A 20,727-nucleotide genomic window follows, 5' to 3' on the forward strand; every position below is an offset into this window, starting at 1 on the left:
AATGGTGCAATATAACAAAACTATCAAAATAACTGATTTAATCGATTTTTTGAAGATGCAGAAAAAAAACCTGACCTATTGTGTTTATGGGAAAGGATCATCGGACCAAGCGACGCTGGAAACCGACTGCGTGATTGATGAATATTCGGAGATCACCGATGACGACGAAGAAATCTTTCCAAAGTACATCACTCAAAACAATCTCGAGTTTTGGTTTACCGATGAACTCTTGGAGGATGTTACATTCAACGCACTAAAGCAAAAAGCATCTGCTACAAATGAGGAAATACTAAAAGCCATTAAACATTATAATGATCGCGACAGCTTCATGAAGCTATGAAAAAATATCATGAATTATGCGCAACCCCTGAAGAAGCTTTCGCGAACAGCTTATGGCGAAAGGGGACAGGTTTATTTTCTGATTTCCGCAACGAAAATAATTCTGTCCAATTTTGGCCCTTCCTTCAGGACTAAAATATTGACGAAACAAAAAATCAGCTCGAAAAAATAGTTTCTATTTAGACGACAAACACCGTTTGGGAACCGTCTGCTCTTCGAGATGTGATGGGCTCAGAGTATTCAGACGACGTTCCAAGTGAGTAATTACCAAATGAACTCGAAAGGCTTTGTAATTGGGATCAAAACGACAGTCGTAGAAGAGAATCTTTCTATTTACAAAGATCTATTTTCTAGCACCTCCATCAAGGATGTGACCAACGAGTACTGGAAACGTGCATTAACCCTATTCAACTCATTACCTGCCGAGCAACGAGAAGTTTTCTTTGAGGTGATTAGACAGACAATGGTGGATACAACCTCCAATATTCTAGGGGTTATCGACGGAGTTAGCGTAATAAATTATGAAAGTGATGAGTTCTCGCTCACGTATGGTGACGATAAAAAATCACTATCTGGTGATTTGCAGAGTTTGTTCTTAGCAGAAGAAGATAAGGTATAAAATAGCTCAAAACTTATATTGGCGATGTGTGGGTCAAAGTTCTATTTCTAATCGAAAGTGAATCACTCGCTCAAACAAAACTACGGCCTCACTGAGGTCAGCCGCTCGTGTGTCGCTGGCGAGTAGGCACTAGCTGTGGGTTGACCAAGTTGAGTTGAAGTGTAAAGGCACTCATCTGCAGCTACTCCCGGAGTTGCCATCCACAAGCGTCAGCTTGAGCGTGCGCGGGTGAGTGGTGAAATCGGAGGCGATTCAATGCCTGGCCCGCGAGCCTTGTGAAGCCCCCTACATAGGCTTTACCGAAACCACTTCCACAAACCTGAATTTCTTCTTGGCCGCCTTGGTAGCTTCTTGCTCTGCTAGAAGGGTACTCAGCGTATCCGCCTCATGGAACATTTCGTGCGTCTTGCCCTCAAATTCATTGCCCACCCGCAGCGTTACCCTCAACCTGGACGTGAACGCTTTGACGACCGTCTTTTTCTCCGCAGCCTTTGTCGGCTGTATGATCGCGATATCCGAGAGGGTGTCTTGCACAGGTAAGGCACTAGTCTGCGCTAGGTGTTCTGCACCGCCGAACAGTGCTCGGCGCATCTCTTCTTCAGTTAGTTCTTCGTTCATGCAATTTCTCAGAAAGGTGTTATGTGCAAACGGTCTGACTCTATCAGTATGACCGGTCTCTATAGCTGCGAGTATCGGGGATAAAACCCTGAATCAGCCCTGAACCGATGACGGTAAGACCGGCCAATTTGGTTAGCTTGTGCGCTCATACGGCTGGCTGAAGTCGACCCATAGCTGTCAGTCGTGACAGGCAGAAATCGGCCAGAAGCGGCCTGTCAAGAGCGGCAGCAGCTGAGCTCTTGTCGGAAGCAGCAGTACTATGGCTGGTCGACGGGTGAAGATCTCTTGATATGAACCAGCGAAACTCTTGGAGCAACCTTTGGTCCATGCTTTCAGAGCGAACTGGTGCCTCTTGTTGTTGTTCGATCGTAAGCGCTGGTGGAGAAAGCCATGAGAGAAGCTACAAACGATTTGCCCGAGCCCATAAAGCGGCAGGCTGAGAGGATTCTCCGCGAGATCGAACTCGCAGGCTCAATGATTCTCGCGGTTAAAAGCGGCGCTAAAGCCCAGGGGTTCATACTCGGAATAACATGCTGTGACGGCCTGTCCACAGAGCGCTGCGAACTGTTATCAGACCATTTTGACAGCATCGTGGAGCAGAGATTGAAGTCGCTGACATTAGGGCTGTAGCGTCAGCTGGACAGAAGAAACTGCGTAGAGGAATAGGATGAAGTACGTCACTTTCCTTTTAACACTTGCTCTAATAGCAGGCTGCAAAACGGCACCCGTTCCGGAAGAGATCACCACTGTTCCCCAAGAGCGGCTTTTTGGTTTTACAAAAACATCTGATGCCCATCTCGTCATCTTGGCCGCGACCTCATCAGGAAATGATTGCGCGATCCGTATTTCAATAGACGAAAAGCCGGCCGCTGACTTTTTCGGCGCAGAAGTAGCCCATTTCGGGCTCACGTTCTGATCACACACGCTCTCGGCGCGAACTTCGGAGGGGTGCTCTAGGCAATGGACGCAAGAAATCAGGGTCAGTGTCAAAGCTGGCGACGCCTTGATCATGAGTATCGACAAAGCGGGCCTAATACGGACCGCGCTTTAAAAGCTATAAACAACCTCCTACACTGCTGAACACCCGTTCACACCGTATCTGCGCAGCCTCGCTTTCTTGCCGGCCTCTGCATCGCCTCCCATTAGGATCACCGACATGCGCCTGTCCGATTTCATTCTTGAGAACCTTGAGCCGATTCTGCAGGCCTGGGAAGATTTCGCCAGAACCATTCAGACGCCGGGTGCGGACCTCGAAAGTGAAGCTCTGCGAGATCATGCCGAACAGATGTTGCAGGCAATTGTAACTGACCTGCGAACAAAGCAGACGAAGCGAGAGCAAGCTGCCAAGTCTCAAGGCCAAGCCCCTTCAGATGATGAAGAAACCGCCGCTGAAACTCATGCAATGACGCGGTTAATGGCAGGTTTCACGATCGATCAAATGGTGTCGGAATATCGAGCACTGAGAACGAGTGTCGTCAGTCAGTGGATGAGGCAAGTGAAGGATGGCACGCCGATTAATGTCGACGACATGACCCGATTCCACGAGGCCATCGATCAGGCTCTCGCCGAATCCATCGCCAGTTACTCACGCGCGGTGGAGGCGTCACGCAACGTATTTTTAGGCATTCTCGGCCACGACCTGCGCACCCCGCTTGGAGCGATCTTGCTGGGTGCCGATATGTTGAGGCGCTCAGAAGGGGCCGGAGCCCGGGCTACCAAGGTTGCCAATCAAATATATACAAGCGTGCGGCGAGCGAGCCAAATTGTTGGAGACCTACTTGATTTAACACGCTGCCAAATGGGCCCAGGCATTCCTGTCAAAACGGCGGATATAGATCTCTCGCACGTTTGCGAACGTGTTGTCGAAGAAATCCGAGCGTTTCATCCAAAGGCCCTGGTCTTGTTCGACGCGAAGACTCCAGTTCAAGGGCAATTCGATGGCGCCAGAATGGAACAAGTCTTCTCGAACATAATCAGCAACGCTGTACAGCATGGAGATAATCAACTCCCTATCAAGGTGGAGTTAGAGACCTCAGAAGACTGCGCTATTTTCACCGTCCATAACAGTGGTGAGCCCATACCAGAGGACATTCTCCCGTTTATATTTAACCCTATGGGTCGTTTCTCTCAGCGATCTGCAATTGATCACGGGCCGACAGAGGGGCTGGGCTTGGGCCTGTTCATCGCGTCAGAGATCGTGGCAGCACATAACGGTTCAATCGATGTCAGCTCTGACTCGAGTGGAGGCACCACCTTTCTAGTCAAGCTTCCAATTACTGAGCCGCCCCTACATCCGTAGACACATTCGAGAGGCAGCTTCGGGTCGATAGCTGCCCGTCATCAGTGGTAGCTATCGGGTAATGCTAGATATCAGAATGAGGGCTAGAATGAACCGAACGGCTTGGGTTGATCTCGTCAAGCTTGAGCAGACGCTGATAGAAGGCGTGCATATTTCAACCATTCGCCCGCTACCAACATGCTTCGTCTCACCCATACATGTACAAAAGGTCGTCGATCAGCTCTAGCTCCTGCTGCGTGTACTGGACCTTGTTGTACCGTCTAATGTTCTCAAGCACACCTCTGATCGGAACCTGCCGCGAAGGATCCTGAACAATTTCGATCAGACGGTCGTAATCGGGATCGTTTCCCTTGAGGTATTTTTCAATCAGTTCTTTGAGCGCTACGCGCGCCTCTAGATCGGTTAGCACTGTTACTTCTCCGGCAAGACAGTGACCTCATCCACTTTGATGATAGTGGTAGTACCTGGTTTCGGAATGAGTTATCGCGCACCACCTGTACCTTAGCCAGCATACGCTTTCGTGAAGCGTTCCAGGTTCGGACTTTTACCATCAAGCTAATATTGGACTTTTACGGTTGGCACGTCGTCCTTATAGAGTTGCAGCGTGTCGAACTTCAATCGCAGGCAACCATCACTCCATGCAGGGGCGGGGGCAGCACTACGGCCATCAAGCAGATTTGGTATCCATGTGGCGATTCAGTGGTTGCAGAAAACTCTGAATAATAGGGTAAATGTAGGGAGCCATTCCGGTCTGTGAGATTGTTTCAATCCCCGCGTGTGCTGCGGTGATTACTTTCCATAAGCTAGGATCTACTGATAAAGTCCCGCAGAAGAATCCAGGGCGTTCAACAATTCCTGAGCTGGAATAGCGTACTGACCGAGGTTCGCCATATCCAGATCCCCCCAGTCTTGATCATCATCAATTTCCAATATCAGCAAATCGATTTTTTTGAGCTGGAAGAAACTGATGATGTCGCGAATCTCTTTCTCGCGTTGCACGTGATCATTTCCATAGAGCCCACCGGCATAGAAGAAGCCCTTATCACCCATGGCAAGTTTCTTCTGAGAGCCAATAAGGGACATTTTGAAGCGTTGGTGAAGAAATTTCGAGGCTTCCACATCACTCGTAGGTGATACCGCTGCAATGCTTATTTTGGTCATGGTTTAAAAGTCCGCAGAGATCAGAGGGTTAAGTGGTTTGCCCATGGTGTCTTTCTGGTAGTTACCATCGTGCCACCTGTAGAGGTGTTCAACCCAACGGCTAGTGCCTACTCGCTAGCGACACGTGAGCGACTGACCTCATTGAGGCCTTAGTTTTGTTTGATCGAGTGATTTACTTTCGATTCAAACTAGAACTTTGGCCCAACACATCGCCAATATAAACTCGGAGATATTTTATATCGTCTCTTCTTCTGCTAAGAACAAACTCTGCAAACCACCAGATAGTGGTTTTTTATCGTCACCATACGTGAGCGAAAATTCATCGCTTTCACCGTTTATTAAGCTGACTCCATCGATAACCCCTAGAATATTTGAGGTCGTATCCACCATTGTCTGCCTAATCACCTCAAAGAAAACCTCTCGTTGTTCGGCAGGCAATGAGTTGAATAGGGTTAATGCCCGCTTCCAGTACTCGTCGGTCACATCCTTGATAGATGTGCTAGAAAATAGATCTTTGTAAATAGAAAGATTTTCTTCTACGACTGTCGTTTTGAGTCCAATTACAAAGTCTTTCGGGTTCATTTGAAAGCTACTCACTTGGAAAACGCGCTAGGGTAGGAGTCTTTGTTCATTTTTATCAGCGTTTGCATCGGTGATCTCCGAGTATTCATCAATCACGCAGTCGGTTTCCAGCGTCGCTTGGTCCGATGATCCTTTCCCATAAACACAATAGGTCAGGGTTTTTTGTGTTTTCAAAAAAATCGATTAAGTCGGTCATTTTGATAGTTTTGTTGTATTGCATCGTTAATACTCAAATTATTCTGTTTTGATTTCCCCTTCTCTGTCGTATTCGTAACGCAGGGCGCCCCTACCCTGATGTTCTATAATAACGTTTTGGTAGCCCTGTCCTATTTTATTTATTTTTATTTATTTAAATCTTTAAAGGGATTCGAGCTCGGTAGTGCAACCAAGTTTTTTCAGCCTTTGGATTTCTTGTTCGAATGTGTAGTTTGGCAGGTCTTTATTTTGTTTGTCATACTCGTTCCTTAGAAGTCTAAATAGCTTGCCCGTTTTTTCTTTTGTTTTGCTGTCGAGACTGTTAATAAGGTCATAGTCGTCGGCAGATAAAAACTCAAATTTGTGCTTTATCACGTAATATGCTGTGATGTTCGAAAGTAATCCTGCCGCGTCTTCGTAATTTTCGCTGAGGTACTTTGCATACTCTTCAAATATATTTGTCAGTAAGCTTCGTGCTGCGCTTTGCGTTTTAAGTACGCCGCACATTTCCTGCCAGTTGCTGACATAAAGATGATCGCCCCAATCAGATCCCCTCGCGAAGTAAATGCCGTTTCCCTTGAAAAAATCGGCGATTTCATGCTGATCTAGAGCCGTTTCGAAAGTGGTTTTCATTGAAGCTTTTCCCAGTCATCAAAATTTTTCAACAGCGTTCCCACGTCACTATTATGGGAAACGCTCTCTGATCCGATCAGAGCAGCTTCTTTTGTCCCATATATGGACTCCTCCTCGTTGCAAGCCTCCTTTGCTTTGGCGCCCGTGCCGACTGCACACGTATATTCGGCCTCTTACTGCGGCATCGTTTTGATGCAGGGCCATGATGGGCTATTCGCGCGCCGGCTCCCGATCGCTTTTTCGTGCTTTTAGCACTTGGACATTCGAGGGTTTTGCCGACGCCGGTTCGACCGGTTTGCCATCGTTCAGGTTGCTTCGCAATCGTGGTTAAGAGTTGTTTCTCTCGTAGAACACGCCGGGTAAATAGATCAGGCCGCTGCCTGATTCGGTTGGTAATCAGTACCGTGACGCAGCATCGCCCAAGCCATGCGTGCAGTTTTGTTGGCCAGCGCAATAGCGGCCACATTGGGATGCGATCGCTCGGCTAAACGAACGGCCCACTGACTGAGCCGATCCTCTTTGGATTTGGCTGTGCGTAGCGCCGAGCGTGCGCCATGCACCATCAATGTTCGTAGATACGTATCACCGCGCTTGCTGATACCGAGCAGTCGATCCTTACCACCAGAACTGTGTTGCCTCGGTGTCAGTCCCAGCGAGGCGGCAAACTGTCGGCCATTGGCATACTGACGGGCATCACCGAGAGCGACGACGAGCGCTGTGGCGATCATTGGACCGACACCGCGCAGCTGTTGAAGGCGAACGGCGGACGGCTCGTTTGTCGCGATCGCAGTGATCTCGCCGTCGAGCTTGCATACACGCCCATCCAGCGCACGAAGGTCGTCCCACAAACCATCCAGAAGACGACGAAAGCGTGCCGTCAAACCGTTATCGGCATCCTCTAGCCAGCATGGTATTGCACGACGCAGCATCAGCAATTCCTTCGGTGCAACGAGACCATACTCGGCGACCAGCCCACGGATCTGATTGGCTTTGGCCGTCCGCTGTTCGATTAAGCCGGCCCGGATGCGATGCGTCGCCTGGATATCCTGTTGTTCGATCGTCTTGATGGCGACGAAGCGCATGCTGGGACGGCTCATCGCTTCGCAGATCGCCTCGGCATCGTTCGCGTCGTTCTTGTTGCTTTTGACATAAGGTTTAACGAACTGAGGGGCGATCAGCTTGACTCGAAATCCGCGAGCTTCGAGTTGCCGCGCCCAATGATGGGCCCCACCGCAACTCTCCATGCCGATCTCACAACCAGGTTCGACCTTTTCCAGCACCGTCTGAAGCCAGCGATCACGTGGTAGCCGCTGCCGCCAGATCGGCTTCTCATGACAATCCACGCCATGGATCTGAAACACGTTCTTGGCCAGGTCGACCCCAATGCGCATAAGCTTCATGTGTGGACTCCTTCTCACTGTTGACTGTGGTTCGCACTTTCAGTCTGGCACTCAAGATGCCGAAGTGAGGAGGAGTCCATCCCATTGCTTTTGGCCGGAATCAGACTGATTCAAGAGTTCGCGCTACCCACCACACCTGCGACGCTCAACCTTAAAAATGTCGGATGCGTCCACGATTTTCTCAAGGTTTCACCTCGCGCAAGAAGCGTGCATCAGATTATTAAACATCTCCACAGGGTGCTTGTTTAAGCGCCCTCAAGGTTACGTCCTGAAAGCTACAAAACCTTGCGCCGTTGCCTACGGCTGCGCCAGAATCCGCCGGCTTGTGTGACGTGAGCCTTGGTTCTATCGTTTCCGTGTCGCTGATCATTCAGCGGTCGGGCTTGGAAACTCGACGGGTAAACGACACGAAGGCACCTCTTCATAACGTACTTTTTCGCACTATGTGCATTCCGTTATGGCGGCTGTGCGCGGGAGACCTTATAGGTCTGCCGGGCTCGTTTACCCTGGTTTTCCAACCTGCGTACAGCTGCCACCCCTTCGCTTGGAAACGAACGTGGCAGCTCCACCAGTAAACGAGGATTTACCATGTTCAAGGTCACACCCAACCCACCGGAAACCGATCCGGTCTCCCCGTACGAACCCGATTCAAAAAAACTCAACGAAGCCGCCGAGCGGGCTCTCAATTACCACTTCCCGTCGATTGCCGACATCAAAGCCACCCCGCGAACTCGCAGCACCCTGTTTTCCGTGGACCCAGAGGCCACGACCGAAACCCTGGCAGTTTTTCTGGTCGAAACCCTGGCCGCGATTGATGTGATGGTCCACGAGTTGGTGGACCTCTTGGAGGGTTGCTCGCGCTATTCCCTGTTGGGCATTTCCAACAGCGTCATGGTGGCTGAAATCACGGCAAACCGATTGCTGGATAAAATTGAACCACCTGCGTAAGTGCGGTCTGCTGGGGTGAGTGGGTAACTGACGTTGGGTTGGGCAGTTTCTCCCTTTTGGGGGCCACTGCGCGGCCCAGCGGGAGCAAGCTCCCTCGCCACAGGTTTCTCGGTGTTTGTTGCCGTTGCTGGCCGGTGATTGGGTTTTGTGTCAGGTCCGGGATGCCGTGTAATCGTTCATCGCGAGCAAGCTCGCTCCCACAGGTATTGCGGCGACTTCATGCCCGAGTACAAGCCCTACATCTTCGACGGCAAAACCATCATTGCTTCACCGCACAAGGTTTACGGCCCGGAAACCAATGACCTGGCGCTGCAGCTGCGCAAGTACGGTGTGTCGCAAATCATATTGGCGGGCATGGCGGCGAACCTGTGGAGTTTCTAAAGGCCAAATAGGTCAGGCGCGACCAGGCTGTGCCTCGCGATACGGGGTGCAGCCTTGCCAATGCGAGACGGTCTTCGACTCTATGCAAACCCGAGAAACGACAGGATAACCACGACAATCACAATTACCCCGACGATGTAGATGATGTTGTTCATGAATTCCACCTCTCAACCTGAATTGGATGGCGACGCGAGGGTGTACAAATACAAGGTAGTGCACCTTTGCTCCCACTTCCATTAGGCAGCACATTTCCCGCACCACTCGACTTACAGCCAGTATTCCCAGAGTCGTCCCATCTGCTCCTTGGCTCTTACTGCGAACGAGCGGCGCTGCCACTTTTCCAGCTTGATTTCGTTCGACTTGGCCAGATCAGCCATGAATGCCGCCTGCATCTTTTTTGCAAATTCGGTGCCCAGCACAACGACGTTGACTTCATCGTTGTGCAGGAAGCTGCGCCAGTCGAGGTTGGTGGAGCCGACAGTCGACCACACGCCATCGATGACGGCAGTCTTGACGTGGAGTAGCGCATCACGGCGTTCGTAAAGCTTGACGTTGGCCTCCAGCAGTTCGCTGTAGTAGGCGCGTCCGGCATGGAACACCAGCCACGAATCGGTGCTGCTGGGCAGCACCAGCTTGACGTCGACGCCACGTGCTGCCGCCTCCTTGAGTGCCGCGAGTAACTGCGGATCGGGTACAAAGTAGGCGTTAGTCAGCCATATCTCGGTCTGCGCGCTTTGCAGCGCCGAAATCAACGTCGCATAGATCTGGCTGAACGGCTCATCGGGCGAGCTGCCGATGGCGCGAATCACTTCGGTGCCTTTGCGCTCCAGTGGCGGAAAGTAGTCGCGAGCCGCGAGTGGTTCCCCTTTCTGGGCAGTCCAGGTTCCGATGAACAGCTTCTGCAGGTCCGCAACCACGGGCCCCTCGATGCGCAAGTCGGTATCGCGCCAGGGCAAATCACCCGTTGGGCGAGTCTTCGAGTGAGTGCTGAACGAGCCCCCCGAATAGACGCTGCTGATGTTGATCCCGCCGAGAAAGGCAATACGGCCGTCCACGATCAGCAGTTTTCGGTGGTCGCGCTGGTTCACGTCCCAACCCACTTTGGCCGTCGCCGGATTGACTGGGTTGTACTCCAGCACTTTGATGCCCGCGTCGGTCAATCGAGTGAAAAATGCTGAGGGTGTTCCCAGGGTTCCGACGCTGTCCCGGATCAGATTGACCTGTACGCCTTTGTGTTGCCGAGCGATCAGTGCGGCGGCGAAACGCTGACCGACTTCATCATCTTCGAGGATGTAGGTCTCCATGTTGATGTGGTCGCGCGCCGCTTCAATGGCTTTGATCATCGACTGGTAGGTGCTGGGGCCGTCCTGCAGCAAGTCGACCTTGTTGCCTTCCGTTAGCGGGCTACCGGCAACGGATTCTTCGATGGCGAGGTGCACATCGAAGATGTTGGTCTCTGCGTTGGTGGACTTGAGTCGGTCGAGAATGGCTTTGCTGCGCTCGGCTGACAGAGGTCCGTGTATCCCGTCGAGTTGCACGGGCGCAGAGGACACGGGAGCCATGTCCGGCACTATCCTCGGCAAAGCACTGGAGCCAATCACAAATGTCAGGAGCACAGCCACGCCTAGAACCAGGGCAATACATGCACCCTTACATCGGGTTGGAAGATTCATCAGGGCCCCTCTTGGCGAGGACGGTGATAGCGCGCTGTCCGGGCGTCTTGCTGACTACGCAAGACGCCTTGATGGACGGCTTTCAGCGCTTGATCAGGGAAATTTTCGTTCCCTCGATACTGATCCCGGCCATTAACCCCTGCTGGTCGAAAATGAACGCGTAGGCATCGTCCTTCACGGTCGTGCTGGACAGATTCTTCGCCACCCCTTCATCAACCATTACAACGGTGGGCCCTACGCCGACTTCCCAGCCCTTGGTCTCACGAACATAATTCACGGCTTTGTCGGTCATCAGGAACACCGCATAGCCATACGACTGGGCGCCTGCTTGCAGTCCCCAGGACCCAGTGACGGAGTTGTAATAATTCTCTACTTGCGAGCCTTTCATCAGCACGCCTTCACCATAGCTGCCACCAAACACAAGGCCGGCCTTGATGATTTTCGGGAAGACCAGCACCGCTTTGGCTTTCTGCGAAATGTCTTTGGCAACGGGTGTGGCCTTGTAAAGCGTTTGCAACGCTTGCTTGGAGTCGGCATTCAGGTCCTCGGCGGTTGCCGCACCTGCAGTGTTGAGGAGGCTCGCTGAGGCCAACGAGGCTGTCGCGAGGAAGATCGAGAGGAAGAAGCGCATTGACTGAGTCATTTTCGTACTCCGGTAAGGGAGCAGGGGATGGGAGCAGCAGTCAGCGCCTGCACCAGACAGGATCCGAACCTACTGAACGTTATCCGGCGCACCCTGATGTGTGTGAATAGCAAAGCTTCGCTTTTGAATGAACCAGGCCCAAGGCCGGTGATCAGTCGCGATGCCATCAGTTGGTTGGACCACTGCGCAATGGCCGGGTTCGTTGTCTGAGGCAAAGTGGTCGATGATCCCAAAAGAAACACCAGGCAACGCCAACCTCAAACACCCCATCCTTCTCGCACAGCCCTTCGAATGCCTTCCAGCAACATCGCAAATGCCGGGTTGTCATTGTTCTCGCGCCAGATCAAATGCAGCTCGCTCTGTACACCTTCGCCCAAATCGATATCGCGGAACACCACGTTCTTGAACACCACGCTGGTGGCGCAGCGAGGCACCAGGGCCAGGCCCATGCCGGCGTTGACCAAGGCCAGGATGGTCAACGATGAACCGAGCCATTGCACGTATTCCGGGGCGACGCGGGCAGAGCGGAGCATGCCGGTCAGCAGTTCGTTGAACGGCGGGTAGGCCGCGTGGGAGTACATCAGGAAAGGCTGCGCATCGAGGTCTTTGACCGACACGGTTTCTGTGCTCGCCAGCCGATGACTGCTCGGCACCGCCAATACAAACGGCTCGCGCACCAGGCATTCGGTGGCGTATCCCGGCTCCAGCAACGGCGCTCGAACGATGCCCAAGTCGATACGCCGCGCACGCAGGGCTTCATGCTGCTGGTAGGTGTTCATCTCCGTCAGGTCGATTTTCACATGCGGCTGTTTGAGCCGCGCTTCGGCGATGACCTTGGGCAGGAATTCATACACCGCGCTGCCGACGAAACTGATGTTGACCGAGCCGATGTCGCCCTCGGCAAAACGGCGGGCGGTGACGGCAGCTTGCTGGGCGCGCTCGAGCAGGTTCTGCGCTTCGATGAAGAAGGCGCGGCCGGCGGCGGTCAGGGCGACGCTGCGGGTGGTGCGGGTGAACAGCTCGACGCCCAGGTGATGTTCCAGCAGTTGAATCTGTCGACTGAGGGGCGGTTGAGTCATGTTCAACCGTTCGGCGGCCCGGCGGAAATTCAGTTCGGTCGCCACCGTGGTGAAACAGCGCAGTTGAGTCAGTTCGAACATTGATCTAATTCCGGTATCAATCGAATGCCAAGTTAGATTAGACGGGATCAATACCTGCGTCCATCATCGGCCTGTCCCTAAAAAAACAATGATTGGGAGTTGCCCCTTGAATACCGTCCAGAGTCCGCCGGACCCGAATGTACTCGCCCGCGCCGCGGCCAAGGTGAAACGCCATGTGCTGCCGCTGTTTGTGGTGATGTTCATCGTCAACTACATCGACCGGGTCAACATCGGCTTCGTGCGCAGCCACATGGAAACCGACCTCGGCATTGGCGCAGCAGCCTACGGCCTGGGCGCCGGGTTGTTCTTCATCGGTTACGCGATCTTCGAAGTCCCCTCCAACATGCTGCTGCAACGCTACGGTGCTCGCGCCTGGCTGACGCGCATCATGTTCACCTGGGGCGCGGCGGCGATGGCCATGGCGTTTGTGCGCGGCGAAACCAGTTTCTATGTGCTGCGTTTTGTTCTCGGTGCCGCCGAAGCAGGGTTTTTCCCCGGCATCATTTACTACTTCACCCAATGGCTGCCGTCGACTGAACGCGGCAAAGCCATGGCGATTTTCCTCAGCGGTTCGGCCATTGCCTCGGTGATCTCCGGTCCCGTCTCCGGCGCGCTGTTGAATGTCAGCGGTTTCAGCCTGCATGGCTGGCAGTGGATGTTCTTGGTCGAAGGCTTTGCTTCGATCGTGCTCTGTGGATTTGTCTGGTTCTGGTTGCAATCCCATCCCCGCGAGGCGAAATGGCTGAGCGCCGAAGAAAAGGACGCACTGGTTGACGCCATCGCACTGGAACAACAGGCCCGCGAAGCCACACAGACAGTCAAGCCGTCGATGTTCAAGCTGCTGGCCGACAAGCAGATCGCGCTGTTCTGCTTCATCTACTTTTCCATCGCCCTGACCATCTACGGCGCCACGTTCTGGCTGCCGAGCATGATCAAGAAAATGGGCAACCTCGGCGACTTCCAGGTGGGCCTGCTCAACTCGATTCCGTGGATCATTTCGATCATCGCGATGTATGGCTTCGCCGCCATGGCCAGCAAATGGAAACACCAGCAAGCCTGGGTGGCCTTGACCCTGGTGATCGCCGCGTTCGGCATGTTCATGTCCACCACCGGCGGGCCGATCTTTGCCTTCGTCGCCATCTGTTTTGCCGCCATTGGTTTCAAGGCTGCCTCGGCATTGTTCTGGCCGATTCCGCAAGGCTATCTGGACGCTCGCATCGCCGCCGCCGTGATCGCCTTGATCAATTCCATCGGCAACCTCGGCGGTTTCGTCGCCCCGACGGCGTTCGGTTTCCTGGAGCAAAAAACCGGCTCCATCGAAGGCGGCCTCTACGGTTTGGCGGCCACGTCACTGGTCGCCGCCGTGGTGATCTTTTTCGCTCGCACCGCACCGCGTGGCGACGTCGCAACGCCTGAAAAATCCATCAGTCAACAAGCCTTGAGTTCAGGTTCAAAGGGAGCAGCTTCTTGAAAATCAAACGAGTCACCGTCACCCCCATCGCTTTCCGTGATCCGCCGCTGCTCAACGCCAGTGGTATCCACGAACCGTTTGCGCTGCGCTCGATCATCGAGATTGAAAGCGACAACGGCTACATTGGCCTGGGTGAAAGCTACGGTGACGCCCCGGCGCTGTTGATCCAGCAGCAACTGCAAGACCAGTTGATCGGCCTCGACCCGTTCAACCTCAATCAACTGCGTCGCATCGTGCAAGCCACCGTGGCGGCGAACAAACCGGCGAGCATTGCCGGTGCGGAACTGGCGCCGGGCTCCCATGCCAGCAAAGCGGTGAGCAACGCGTATTCGGCGTTCGAAGTGGCGTTCCTGGATTTGCAGGCACACTCGTTGAACGTGCCGTTGGTGGACTTGCTGGGCGGGGCGATTCGCGACGAAATACCGTTCAGCGCCTACCTGTTCTTCAAGTATGCCCAGCATGTCGACTCACCCTACAAACCCGACAGTTGGGGCGAAGCGCTGAACGAAGAACAGATCGTCGCCCAAGCGCGGCGCATGATCGAGGCCAACGGTTTTAAGAGCATCAAGCTCAAGGCCGGCACGCTGCCACCGGAGCACGAAGTGTCGTGCATCAAGGCGCTGAAAAAGGCTTTCCCCGGTTACCCGTTGCGCATCGACCCGAACGGCAACTGGTCGCTGGAAACCTCGATTCGCATGGCCGAACTGCTGGGCGATGACCTGCAATATTACGAAGACCCGACGCCGGGCCTGGACGGCATGTCCGAACTGCACAAGCGCACCGGTCTGCCGCTGGCGACCAACATGGTGGTCACCGACTTCGATGAGTTCCGCCGCAGTGTTGCTTTGAACAGCGTGCAGATCGTCCTCGCCGACCACCACTACTGGGGCGGCCTGCGCGACACCCAGGCGCTGGCGAAAATGTGCGACACCTTTGGCTTAGGCGTGTCGATGCATTCCAACTCCCATTTGGGCATCAGCCTGATGGCGATGGCGCATGTCGCCGCTGCGGTGCCCAATCTGGACTACGCCTGTGACACGCATTACCCGTGGCAGGAGCCGGATGAAGAAGTGATCAAGGGTGGCAAAATACCCATCGTCGATGGATGCGTGAAGATCACCCGCGTGCCCGGGTTGGGCCTGGAGCTGGATCACGATCAACTGGGCAAGCTGCATGATCAATACCTGACTTGCGGCATTCGTCAGCGCGATGACGTGAAACAGATGCAGCGTTACAAGCCGGAGTGGAAGGCGGTCAAACCGCGTTTTTGAGTTCAGTCAGCAAACGCTCGATCTGTGCCAGCTCCCAGGTGCTGAGCAAACTGACCGGGTCGGTGCCGTAACGTTGCCAACTGTCGAGCACGCCCTCGCGACCGTCCGTAATACTGTTCACTTAAGACATTCTTCAGTCGAGCTAGCACCTGTGGCGAGGGGATTTATCCCCGTTGGGCTGCGAAGCGGCCCCAACGTCTTTTCAGACAGACTAAGTTGTCTGGATTACGACTGCTTCGCAGCCGAACGGGGATAAATCCCCTCGCCACAAATGTGGACGCCGCGCTTAAGTGAACAGCATTACGCGACGGTCTGCGGGCGCCGTGCAGGCTGACCTTCTTCCTCTCGAAGCTCACGGCTCATGTCGTTGCAGCTTTGCGACCAGTCGGTCAGCCACGCCGGCATCGGCGGCGACTGTTCAGCCAATCCCAGCTCCCGGGCGTACTCGCCAGGTGCAACCGTGCCTTTGGCAGAGCGGAACAGACCCCGCATTACCACGACGCCGACCACACGGCCCTTGCTCACGAAGCGGTGCTCCAGAAAGCTCCACTTGTCGTCCCAGCCAAGCATCCTGGTGTGAATCTCGAACGCTTCGAACAGCTTCAGCTCACGTCGGAACTTGCCCCAGGTGTCCCCGACGATAGGCACGGCCTTATTGCGCAGCGCCACCCGGAATGCACCGCTGCGCAGCACGTAGTCCATGCGTCCTATATCGGCCAGGGTGAAATACCGGCCATTGGTAACGTGTCGGTTGAGGTCGAGATCAAGCGGCCAGACGCGCATGTGGACGACGGTGGTGGCCAAGGCGTCAACCGGCTTGCTCCATGGACGACGAAACAGCATGAGGAGAAGTCGGAACCAGAGATTCATAAGTACGCCGATGATTGAATGAGGCGTGCACTTTAGGGAGGAAGGATCGGGTAAGGTAGGTGCGCAAATGACTTTTTTCATGCGAAAAGCGCAATAGGATCAGTTATGCACGTCACGCTTTTACTGGCTGATCAATGTTCCGCCGCCAGCGCCACGATGGCCCTGGAAGTGCTCAGCGCCGCCAACCTGTTTGCAGACACTGCCGGCTCGCCTTTCGACGTGGTCATCGCCTCGCTTGATGGTGGTGATGTCGCCGCGTGGGGAGGGCAGACGCTGCGCGTGGACCTGTCCACCGTCGAGATCCCGCGAACCGATCTGGTGCTGATCCCCGGATTCCTCTTCACCCTGAAGGACGCCTTGCCGGCCTTTTCAGCTTATGGGCCATGGCTGCGTCAACAGCATGCGCAGGGTGCCGTGGTGGCGTCGATGTGTACGGCGGCATTCCTGCTGGCCGAAGCGGGCCTGCTCGACGGCGTTCGTGCCACCACGCACTGGGCTTTTGCAGACCTGTTTCGTCGTCGGTATGCCGAGGTCTGTCTGGAGGAGACGCAGATCCTCTGCGAGGACAATCGCGTGATCACTTGCGGGGGCGCGAGTGCCTCCATGGATCTTTTACTGCACCTTGTGCGCCGGTTCGCTTCACTGGAACTGGCGCAAAAGTGCGGCAAATACTTGCTGGTCGACGCTGTGCGCAGCGAGCAATCGGTGTACGTCATGTGGTCATTGCCGAAGAACCATGGGGATGGCGACATCCTGCGGGTTCAACACTGGCTGGAGGAACACTTCGAACAGCCATTGCTGATTGATGACGTCGCCCAGCGATTCGGGTTCGGCGTCAGGAACTTCAAACGGCGTTTCAAGGAGGCCACCGGTTACACGCCCATTACCTACCTGCAAACCCTGCGTCTGGAGAAGGCAAAACAGCTTCTTGAATCCACCCGCATGACACTCGACAGCATCACTTACGCCGTGGGCTACGAAGACGGCAATTCGTTCCGTAGACTGTTTCGCCAGCGAGTGGGTTTGCTGCCGGCGGCGTACAGGAAAAAGTTTCAAGCAGGTGCGAGTTGATTCACTGGCGCCAAGCCACAAATGATTGGGAGCAGAGCATGCAGAAAGCCGCCGTATTCACCTTCGCCCTGATGCTCAATGCGGGATTATTCAGCATGCAAGCACAGGCAGCCGGCGATGCTGAAGCGGGTGCGACACTGTTCAAGCGGATATGCGGTGGTTGCCATCAGGTCGGGGAGTCGGCACGCGGTTCATTCGGGCCGCAGCTCAATGGCATTTTTGGACGCCCTTCGGGCACCACCACGGATTACCAATATTCCGATGCGATGAAATCCGCCGGCATCGTCTGGACCCGCGAAACGCTGACCGCGTACCTTGAAGATCCAAAAGAAGTGGTGCCCGGCACCCGCATGATTTTCTGGGGGCTCAGCGATCCGGAAAAGATTGAAAACCTGTTGGCGTACCTTCAGACGTTTCAGCCGCAGTAGGAATTTCGCCAGGCGCGGGACACCCGCGGATTACGATCTGATTTACAATTTCCCTCTTTTGACGGTGGGGCAGCCGTTCATGGATGTACTCGCGTTTCTGTATGACAACTTGATCAAGTGGGTGATCGAGCCTGTCACGGATCAGCTTCTTGGCATTTTCGATCTGAACGGCCGCTTCAGCATCGTGTTTCTCTGCGTGTCCTACAGCATCGCCTACAGCCTGTACCGCTTCAGAAAATATCGCGGGCTGACCGACGCACGTTCTTTCTGGCAGTTCATCGGCGGGCACCGGGTTCATTTTCATCCCTCGGCGTTGCTGGATTACCGGTACTACTTCGTGCGGGCCATCCTGAAGGTCGCGCTGGTGCTGCCCATTGTTGGCCTGGTCGATCCGTACGTCCTGCGTTCCGGCGACTACATCTCGTTTTTCAACAATCTTTGGGGCGCGCGCGTGCAGGTGGGGGAGAACCTCTCACTTTCCTTGCTCTACGGGCTGGGCGTGTTTCTGGTGCAAGACTTCATCCATTACTGGGGCCATCGCGCCTTTCATTCCCGGTATCTGTGGGCGTTCCACAAAGTCCATCATTCCGCGCCCGTCCTGGTGCCGGCGACGGCAAGCCGGATTCACTTTGTGGAAAAAATGGTCGAAAAACTGACTGACACCGTCTTCCTCGGCGCTTTTGCCGGGGTCTTCTGGTACGCCTGTGGCGGGGAGATCAGCCGGTACACCTTGTTCGGCGTGACGTATATGGTCTTGATCCTCAATGCCTTGGCGGCCAACCTGCGTCACAGCCATGTCTGGCTTTCTTTCGGGCCCGTGGTCGAGCATGTACTGAACAGCCCGGCACAGCACCAGATTCATCACAGTGACGCGCCCCGACACTTCAACAAGAATTTCGGTATCAACCTGTCACTCTGGGACTGGATGTTCGGTACGCTCTACGTCACGCACTCGACGCCCGAGCCTATTCAGTTCGGCACCGGCAAACAGGACCACGACCGTTACCTGACGCTCTATAGCCTGATCGTCACGCCCTTTGTGGACACCGCCCGCAAGTTCCCCGCCAGGCGTGCCATGGAATGGCCGTCGCGTTTCGCCGAAAAACTCTCGTTAACGATCTTCCCTCGACGTTGGCGCTGAATTCCGGGACGACGTTCAATCAGTGGACGGGATTGGAGCGTGTAAAGCCCCAATCCCGCTCTTTCTATTGTTTGCCAACCGGCAAGGGTGGGGTGCGAGGCGGGATCATTCGTTTTGCCCCGGTCGATTCGAACGCCGAAGCCAGGCGCAGCAGCGTCGAATCGTCATAGGCACGACCGGCGAATGTCAGCCCGACGGGCATGCCGATGTCCGGCATGACGCCCATCGGCACTGTGACCGTGGGAACGCCCAGGTGCCGGATAGCGAGGTTGCCGTTGGCGACCCAAACGCCATTGCTCCACGCGATATCCGCAGACTTCGGATCGACATCGGCATTCGCCGGCCCCACGTCGGCAACCGTCGGGAACAGCACCGCATCGAGCCTCAACCGATCCATCCAGATCTCAAGATCGATCCGACGCGTCTGTTCAAGTCCGCGCAGTCCGTCAGGCAGCGTGGTGATCTGGTCCCACGGGGTAATGCCGCGTTCGGCCATTTTCACGTACTCGTCCATGCCTGCGGCAAGTTCGTCCTCCCGGTTGGGGAGCGTGCCCGGGTCGTGGGGGAAAATCAGCGGTCCGTCGACATCGGCCAGGCGGTTCAACTTGGGATCGCCATTGGCCCGCAGAAAATCATCGAACGCCCAGGCCGACAGGTCCCACAACTCATGATGCAGGAACTCTTTGGACACCAGGCCCCGCGTAAATACGGTCGGCGCACCGGGACGATCACCCTCGCAATTGGAGACCAGCGGGAAATCGACCTCGATCACTTCCGCACCGGCAGCTTCGAGTGCCTTGCGCGCCTCTTCCCAGAGCCCGATCACGGAAGGACGGGTGATGATTCGCTGCCCCGTCGGACCACCGATGCCAGGCGCATCGCTCGTGCCGGCATCCGGATCCGCGTTGATGTACATGCGCGGAACGCCAAAGCGCTTTCCTGCCAGTGCATCGGACTCCACCGCCAATTCGGCATAGGAAGCGGGACGCACCGAGGCGACACTCGGAATCGGCACCCAAGGTTGCATCCGCCACAGATCGCCCCGTGTGTCGGGATCATCCGCCACCACCACGTCGAGCACCTCGAGCAAGTCGGCCATCGTTCTGGCAAACGGCACGACAACGTCCATCGTCGGCGTCAACGGCCAGTTGCCACGCACCGAGATCACCCCGCGCGAAGGCGTGTAGGCACACAAACCATTGTTTGATGCGGGGCCGCGTCCGCTCGACCAGGTTTCTTCCGCGAGACCGAATGCCGCGAAGCTGGCGGCAGTTGCGGTGCCGGCGCCGTTCGATGAACCCGAGGCGAAGGGGGCGGTGAGATAGTCAGCGTTGTACGGGCTTTCCGCACGCCCGTAGACCCCGCGCTGCATGCCGCCGTTTGCCATGGGCGGCATGTTGGTTTTGCCCAGGCAAATCGCGCCAGCGGTGCGAAGCCGTTCGATCGTGAACGCATCGCGATAGGCGATCAGGTTCGCGAAGGCGGGACTGCCGGAGGCAGCGGTGAGCCCCTTCACCAGGTAACTGTCCTTGGCCGTATAGGGTATGCCATCGAGCGGACCCAGCGTCTCGCCCTTGGCCCGACGAGCATCGGACGCCTGCGCCTCGTTCAGCGCCTCGGGGTTTCGAACCACCACCGCGTTGAGGGCGGTGGGCGTGTCGGGACCGTCGTAGGCATCGATCCTGGCGAGATAGGCCTGGACCAGCTCAACCGCAGTGGTTCGACCAGACTCGAGCGCAGTACGCAGTTCGGCAATGGAAACTTCGGTGACCTCGATCATGCTGTTACCACCATCTGCTGATGGGCGACGCGATGAATGTTTCC

Annotated in this window: 21 protein-coding genes and 2 pseudogenes; 11 read left to right on the forward strand and 12 right to left on the reverse strand. The window is 55.1% G+C overall.

What is annotated here, in order from left to right:
• Position 1: 1 nt before the first annotated feature.
• On the forward strand, positions 2–340 hold the full coding sequence (locus ACA059_RS11470; protein WP_497633862.1) for a DUF7716 domain-containing protein: 339 nt from the start codon (positions 2–4) through the stop codon (positions 338–340).
• A 255-nt stretch (positions 341–595) separates the two neighbouring features.
• Entirely contained in the window at positions 596–958 is a 363-nt protein-coding gene (locus tag ACA059_RS11475) for a hypothetical protein (RefSeq protein WP_497633863.1), read from the forward strand.
• A 285-nt stretch (positions 959–1,243) separates the two neighbouring features.
• On the opposite strand, the gene ACA059_RS11480 is transcribed toward ACA059_RS11475, so the two are convergent.
• Positions 1,244–1,576 (reverse strand): hypothetical protein, encoded by a 333-nt coding sequence (locus ACA059_RS11480; protein ID WP_497633864.1) that lies wholly within the window; start codon positions 1,574–1,576, stop codon positions 1,244–1,246.
• Between the two features lie 667 nt (positions 1,577–2,243).
• Between ACA059_RS11480 and ACA059_RS11485 the strand changes: the two genes are divergently transcribed.
• Positions 2,244–2,492: a hypothetical protein gene (locus ACA059_RS11485; protein ID WP_348132541.1), complete on the forward strand. Its 249-nt coding sequence runs from the start codon at positions 2,244–2,246 to the stop codon at positions 2,490–2,492.
• 240 nt (positions 2,493–2,732) lie between these two features.
• Complete coding sequence (locus tag ACA059_RS11490; RefSeq protein ID WP_497633865.1) at positions 2,733–3,875, forward strand: ATP-binding protein; 1,143 nt, start codon at positions 2,733–2,735, stop codon at positions 3,873–3,875.
• 187 nt (positions 3,876–4,062) lie between these two features.
• On the opposite strand, the gene ACA059_RS11495 is transcribed toward ACA059_RS11490, so the two are convergent.
• From ACA059_RS11495 to ACA059_RS11515, 5 genes are all read right to left on the reverse strand, one after another.
• Positions 4,063–4,284 (reverse strand): hypothetical protein, encoded by a 222-nt coding sequence (locus ACA059_RS11495; protein WP_109630428.1) that lies wholly within the window; start codon positions 4,282–4,284, stop codon positions 4,063–4,065.
• A gap of 401 nt (positions 4,285–4,685) precedes the next feature.
• Positions 4,686–5,036 (reverse strand): hypothetical protein, encoded by a 351-nt coding sequence (locus tag ACA059_RS11500; protein ID WP_497633866.1) that lies wholly within the window; start codon positions 5,034–5,036, stop codon positions 4,686–4,688.
• A 234-nt stretch (positions 5,037–5,270) separates the two neighbouring features.
• Positions 5,271–5,618: a hypothetical protein gene (locus tag ACA059_RS11505; protein WP_497633867.1), complete on the reverse strand. Its 348-nt coding sequence runs from the start codon at positions 5,616–5,618 to the stop codon at positions 5,271–5,273.
• Positions 5,619–5,975: 357 nt separating this feature from the next.
• Entirely contained in the window at positions 5,976–6,446 is a 471-nt protein-coding gene (locus tag ACA059_RS11510; RefSeq protein WP_497633868.1) for a hypothetical protein, read from the reverse strand.
• A 368-nt stretch (positions 6,447–6,814) separates the two neighbouring features.
• Positions 6,815–7,846 carry an IS110 family RNA-guided transposase gene (locus tag ACA059_RS11515; RefSeq protein ID WP_497633824.1) on the reverse strand — a complete coding sequence of 344 codons (1,032 nt, stop codon included), beginning with the start codon at positions 7,844–7,846 and terminating at the stop codon, positions 6,815–6,817.
• Positions 7,847–8,434: 588 nt separating this feature from the next.
• Between ACA059_RS11515 and ACA059_RS11520 the strand changes: the two genes are divergently transcribed.
• Together ACA059_RS11520 and ACA059_RS11525 are read left to right on the forward strand one after the other, a co-directional pair.
• A complete protein-coding gene (locus tag ACA059_RS11520) occupies positions 8,435–8,794 on the forward strand; it encodes a DUF6124 family protein (protein ID WP_497633869.1) in 360 nt (119 codons plus the stop codon).
• Between the two features lie 213 nt (positions 8,795–9,007).
• Positions 9,008–9,163 (forward strand): annotated as a pseudogene (locus ACA059_RS11525) (cysteine hydrolase); the annotation flags it as partial.
• A gap of 278 nt (positions 9,164–9,441) precedes the next feature.
• Here the strand turns inward: ACA059_RS11525 and cls are convergent.
• The 3 genes from cls to ACA059_RS11540 form a co-directional block, all read right to left on the reverse strand.
• Positions 9,442–10,737, reverse strand: a complete 1,296-nt coding sequence (gene cls / locus ACA059_RS11530) for a cardiolipin synthase (protein ID WP_497633870.1) — start codon at positions 10,735–10,737, stop codon at positions 9,442–9,444.
• A 193-nt stretch (positions 10,738–10,930) separates the two neighbouring features.
• Positions 10,931–11,491, reverse strand: a complete 561-nt coding sequence (locus ACA059_RS11535; protein ID WP_497633871.1) for a lipid-binding SYLF domain-containing protein — start codon at positions 11,489–11,491, stop codon at positions 10,931–10,933.
• A gap of 257 nt (positions 11,492–11,748) precedes the next feature.
• On the reverse strand, positions 11,749–12,651 hold the full coding sequence (locus tag ACA059_RS11540; RefSeq protein WP_497633872.1) for a LysR family transcriptional regulator: 903 nt from the start codon (positions 12,649–12,651) through the stop codon (positions 11,749–11,751).
• 106 nt (positions 12,652–12,757) lie between these two features.
• Between ACA059_RS11540 and ACA059_RS11545 the strand changes: the two genes are divergently transcribed.
• Positions 12,758–14,122 (forward strand): MFS transporter, encoded by a 1,365-nt coding sequence (locus ACA059_RS11545; RefSeq protein WP_497633873.1) that lies wholly within the window; start codon positions 12,758–12,760, stop codon positions 14,120–14,122.
• The gene (locus tag ACA059_RS11550; RefSeq protein WP_497633874.1) at positions 14,119–15,393 is read left to right on the forward strand and encodes a glucarate dehydratase family protein; all 1,275 of its coding nucleotides are present in this window, start codon (positions 14,119–14,121) and stop codon (positions 15,391–15,393) included. The genes ACA059_RS11545 and ACA059_RS11550 overlap by 4 nt, the downstream gene beginning before the upstream one ends.
• On the opposite strand, the pseudogene ACA059_RS11555 reads toward ACA059_RS11550, so the two are convergent.
• Together ACA059_RS11555 and ACA059_RS11560 are read right to left on the reverse strand one after the other, a co-directional pair.
• Positions 15,377–15,499 (reverse strand): annotated as a pseudogene (locus tag ACA059_RS11555) (DUF7693 family protein); the annotation flags it as partial. The gene ACA059_RS11550 and the pseudogene ACA059_RS11555 sit on opposite strands and share 17 nt — an antisense overlap.
• Before the next feature lie 194 nt (positions 15,500–15,693).
• The gene (locus tag ACA059_RS11560) at positions 15,694–16,263 is read right to left on the reverse strand and encodes an acyl-CoA thioesterase (protein ID WP_497633875.1); all 570 of its coding nucleotides are present in this window, start codon (positions 16,261–16,263) and stop codon (positions 15,694–15,696) included.
• A 105-nt stretch (positions 16,264–16,368) separates the two neighbouring features.
• Between ACA059_RS11560 and ACA059_RS11565 the strand changes: the two genes are divergently transcribed.
• From ACA059_RS11565 to ACA059_RS11575, 3 genes are all read left to right on the forward strand, one after another.
• Entirely contained in the window at positions 16,369–17,334 is a 966-nt protein-coding gene (locus ACA059_RS11565) for a GlxA family transcriptional regulator (RefSeq protein ID WP_497633876.1), read from the forward strand.
• A gap of 38 nt (positions 17,335–17,372) precedes the next feature.
• Positions 17,373–17,762 carry a c-type cytochrome gene (locus ACA059_RS11570; protein ID WP_497633877.1) on the forward strand — a complete coding sequence of 130 codons (390 nt, stop codon included), beginning with the start codon at positions 17,373–17,375 and terminating at the stop codon, positions 17,760–17,762.
• A 79-nt stretch (positions 17,763–17,841) separates the two neighbouring features.
• Complete coding sequence (locus ACA059_RS11575; RefSeq protein ID WP_497633878.1) at positions 17,842–18,903, forward strand: sterol desaturase family protein; 1,062 nt, start codon at positions 17,842–17,844, stop codon at positions 18,901–18,903.
• Between the two features lie 64 nt (positions 18,904–18,967).
• On the opposite strand, the gene ACA059_RS11580 is transcribed toward ACA059_RS11575, so the two are convergent.
• On the reverse strand, positions 18,968–20,683 hold the full coding sequence (locus ACA059_RS11580) for an amidase (protein WP_497633879.1): 1,716 nt from the start codon (positions 20,681–20,683) through the stop codon (positions 18,968–18,970).
• Positions 20,684–20,727: the final 44 nt, after the last annotated feature.

The sequence above is a fragment of the Pseudomonas sp. LBUM1647 genome (assembly GCF_059716175.1).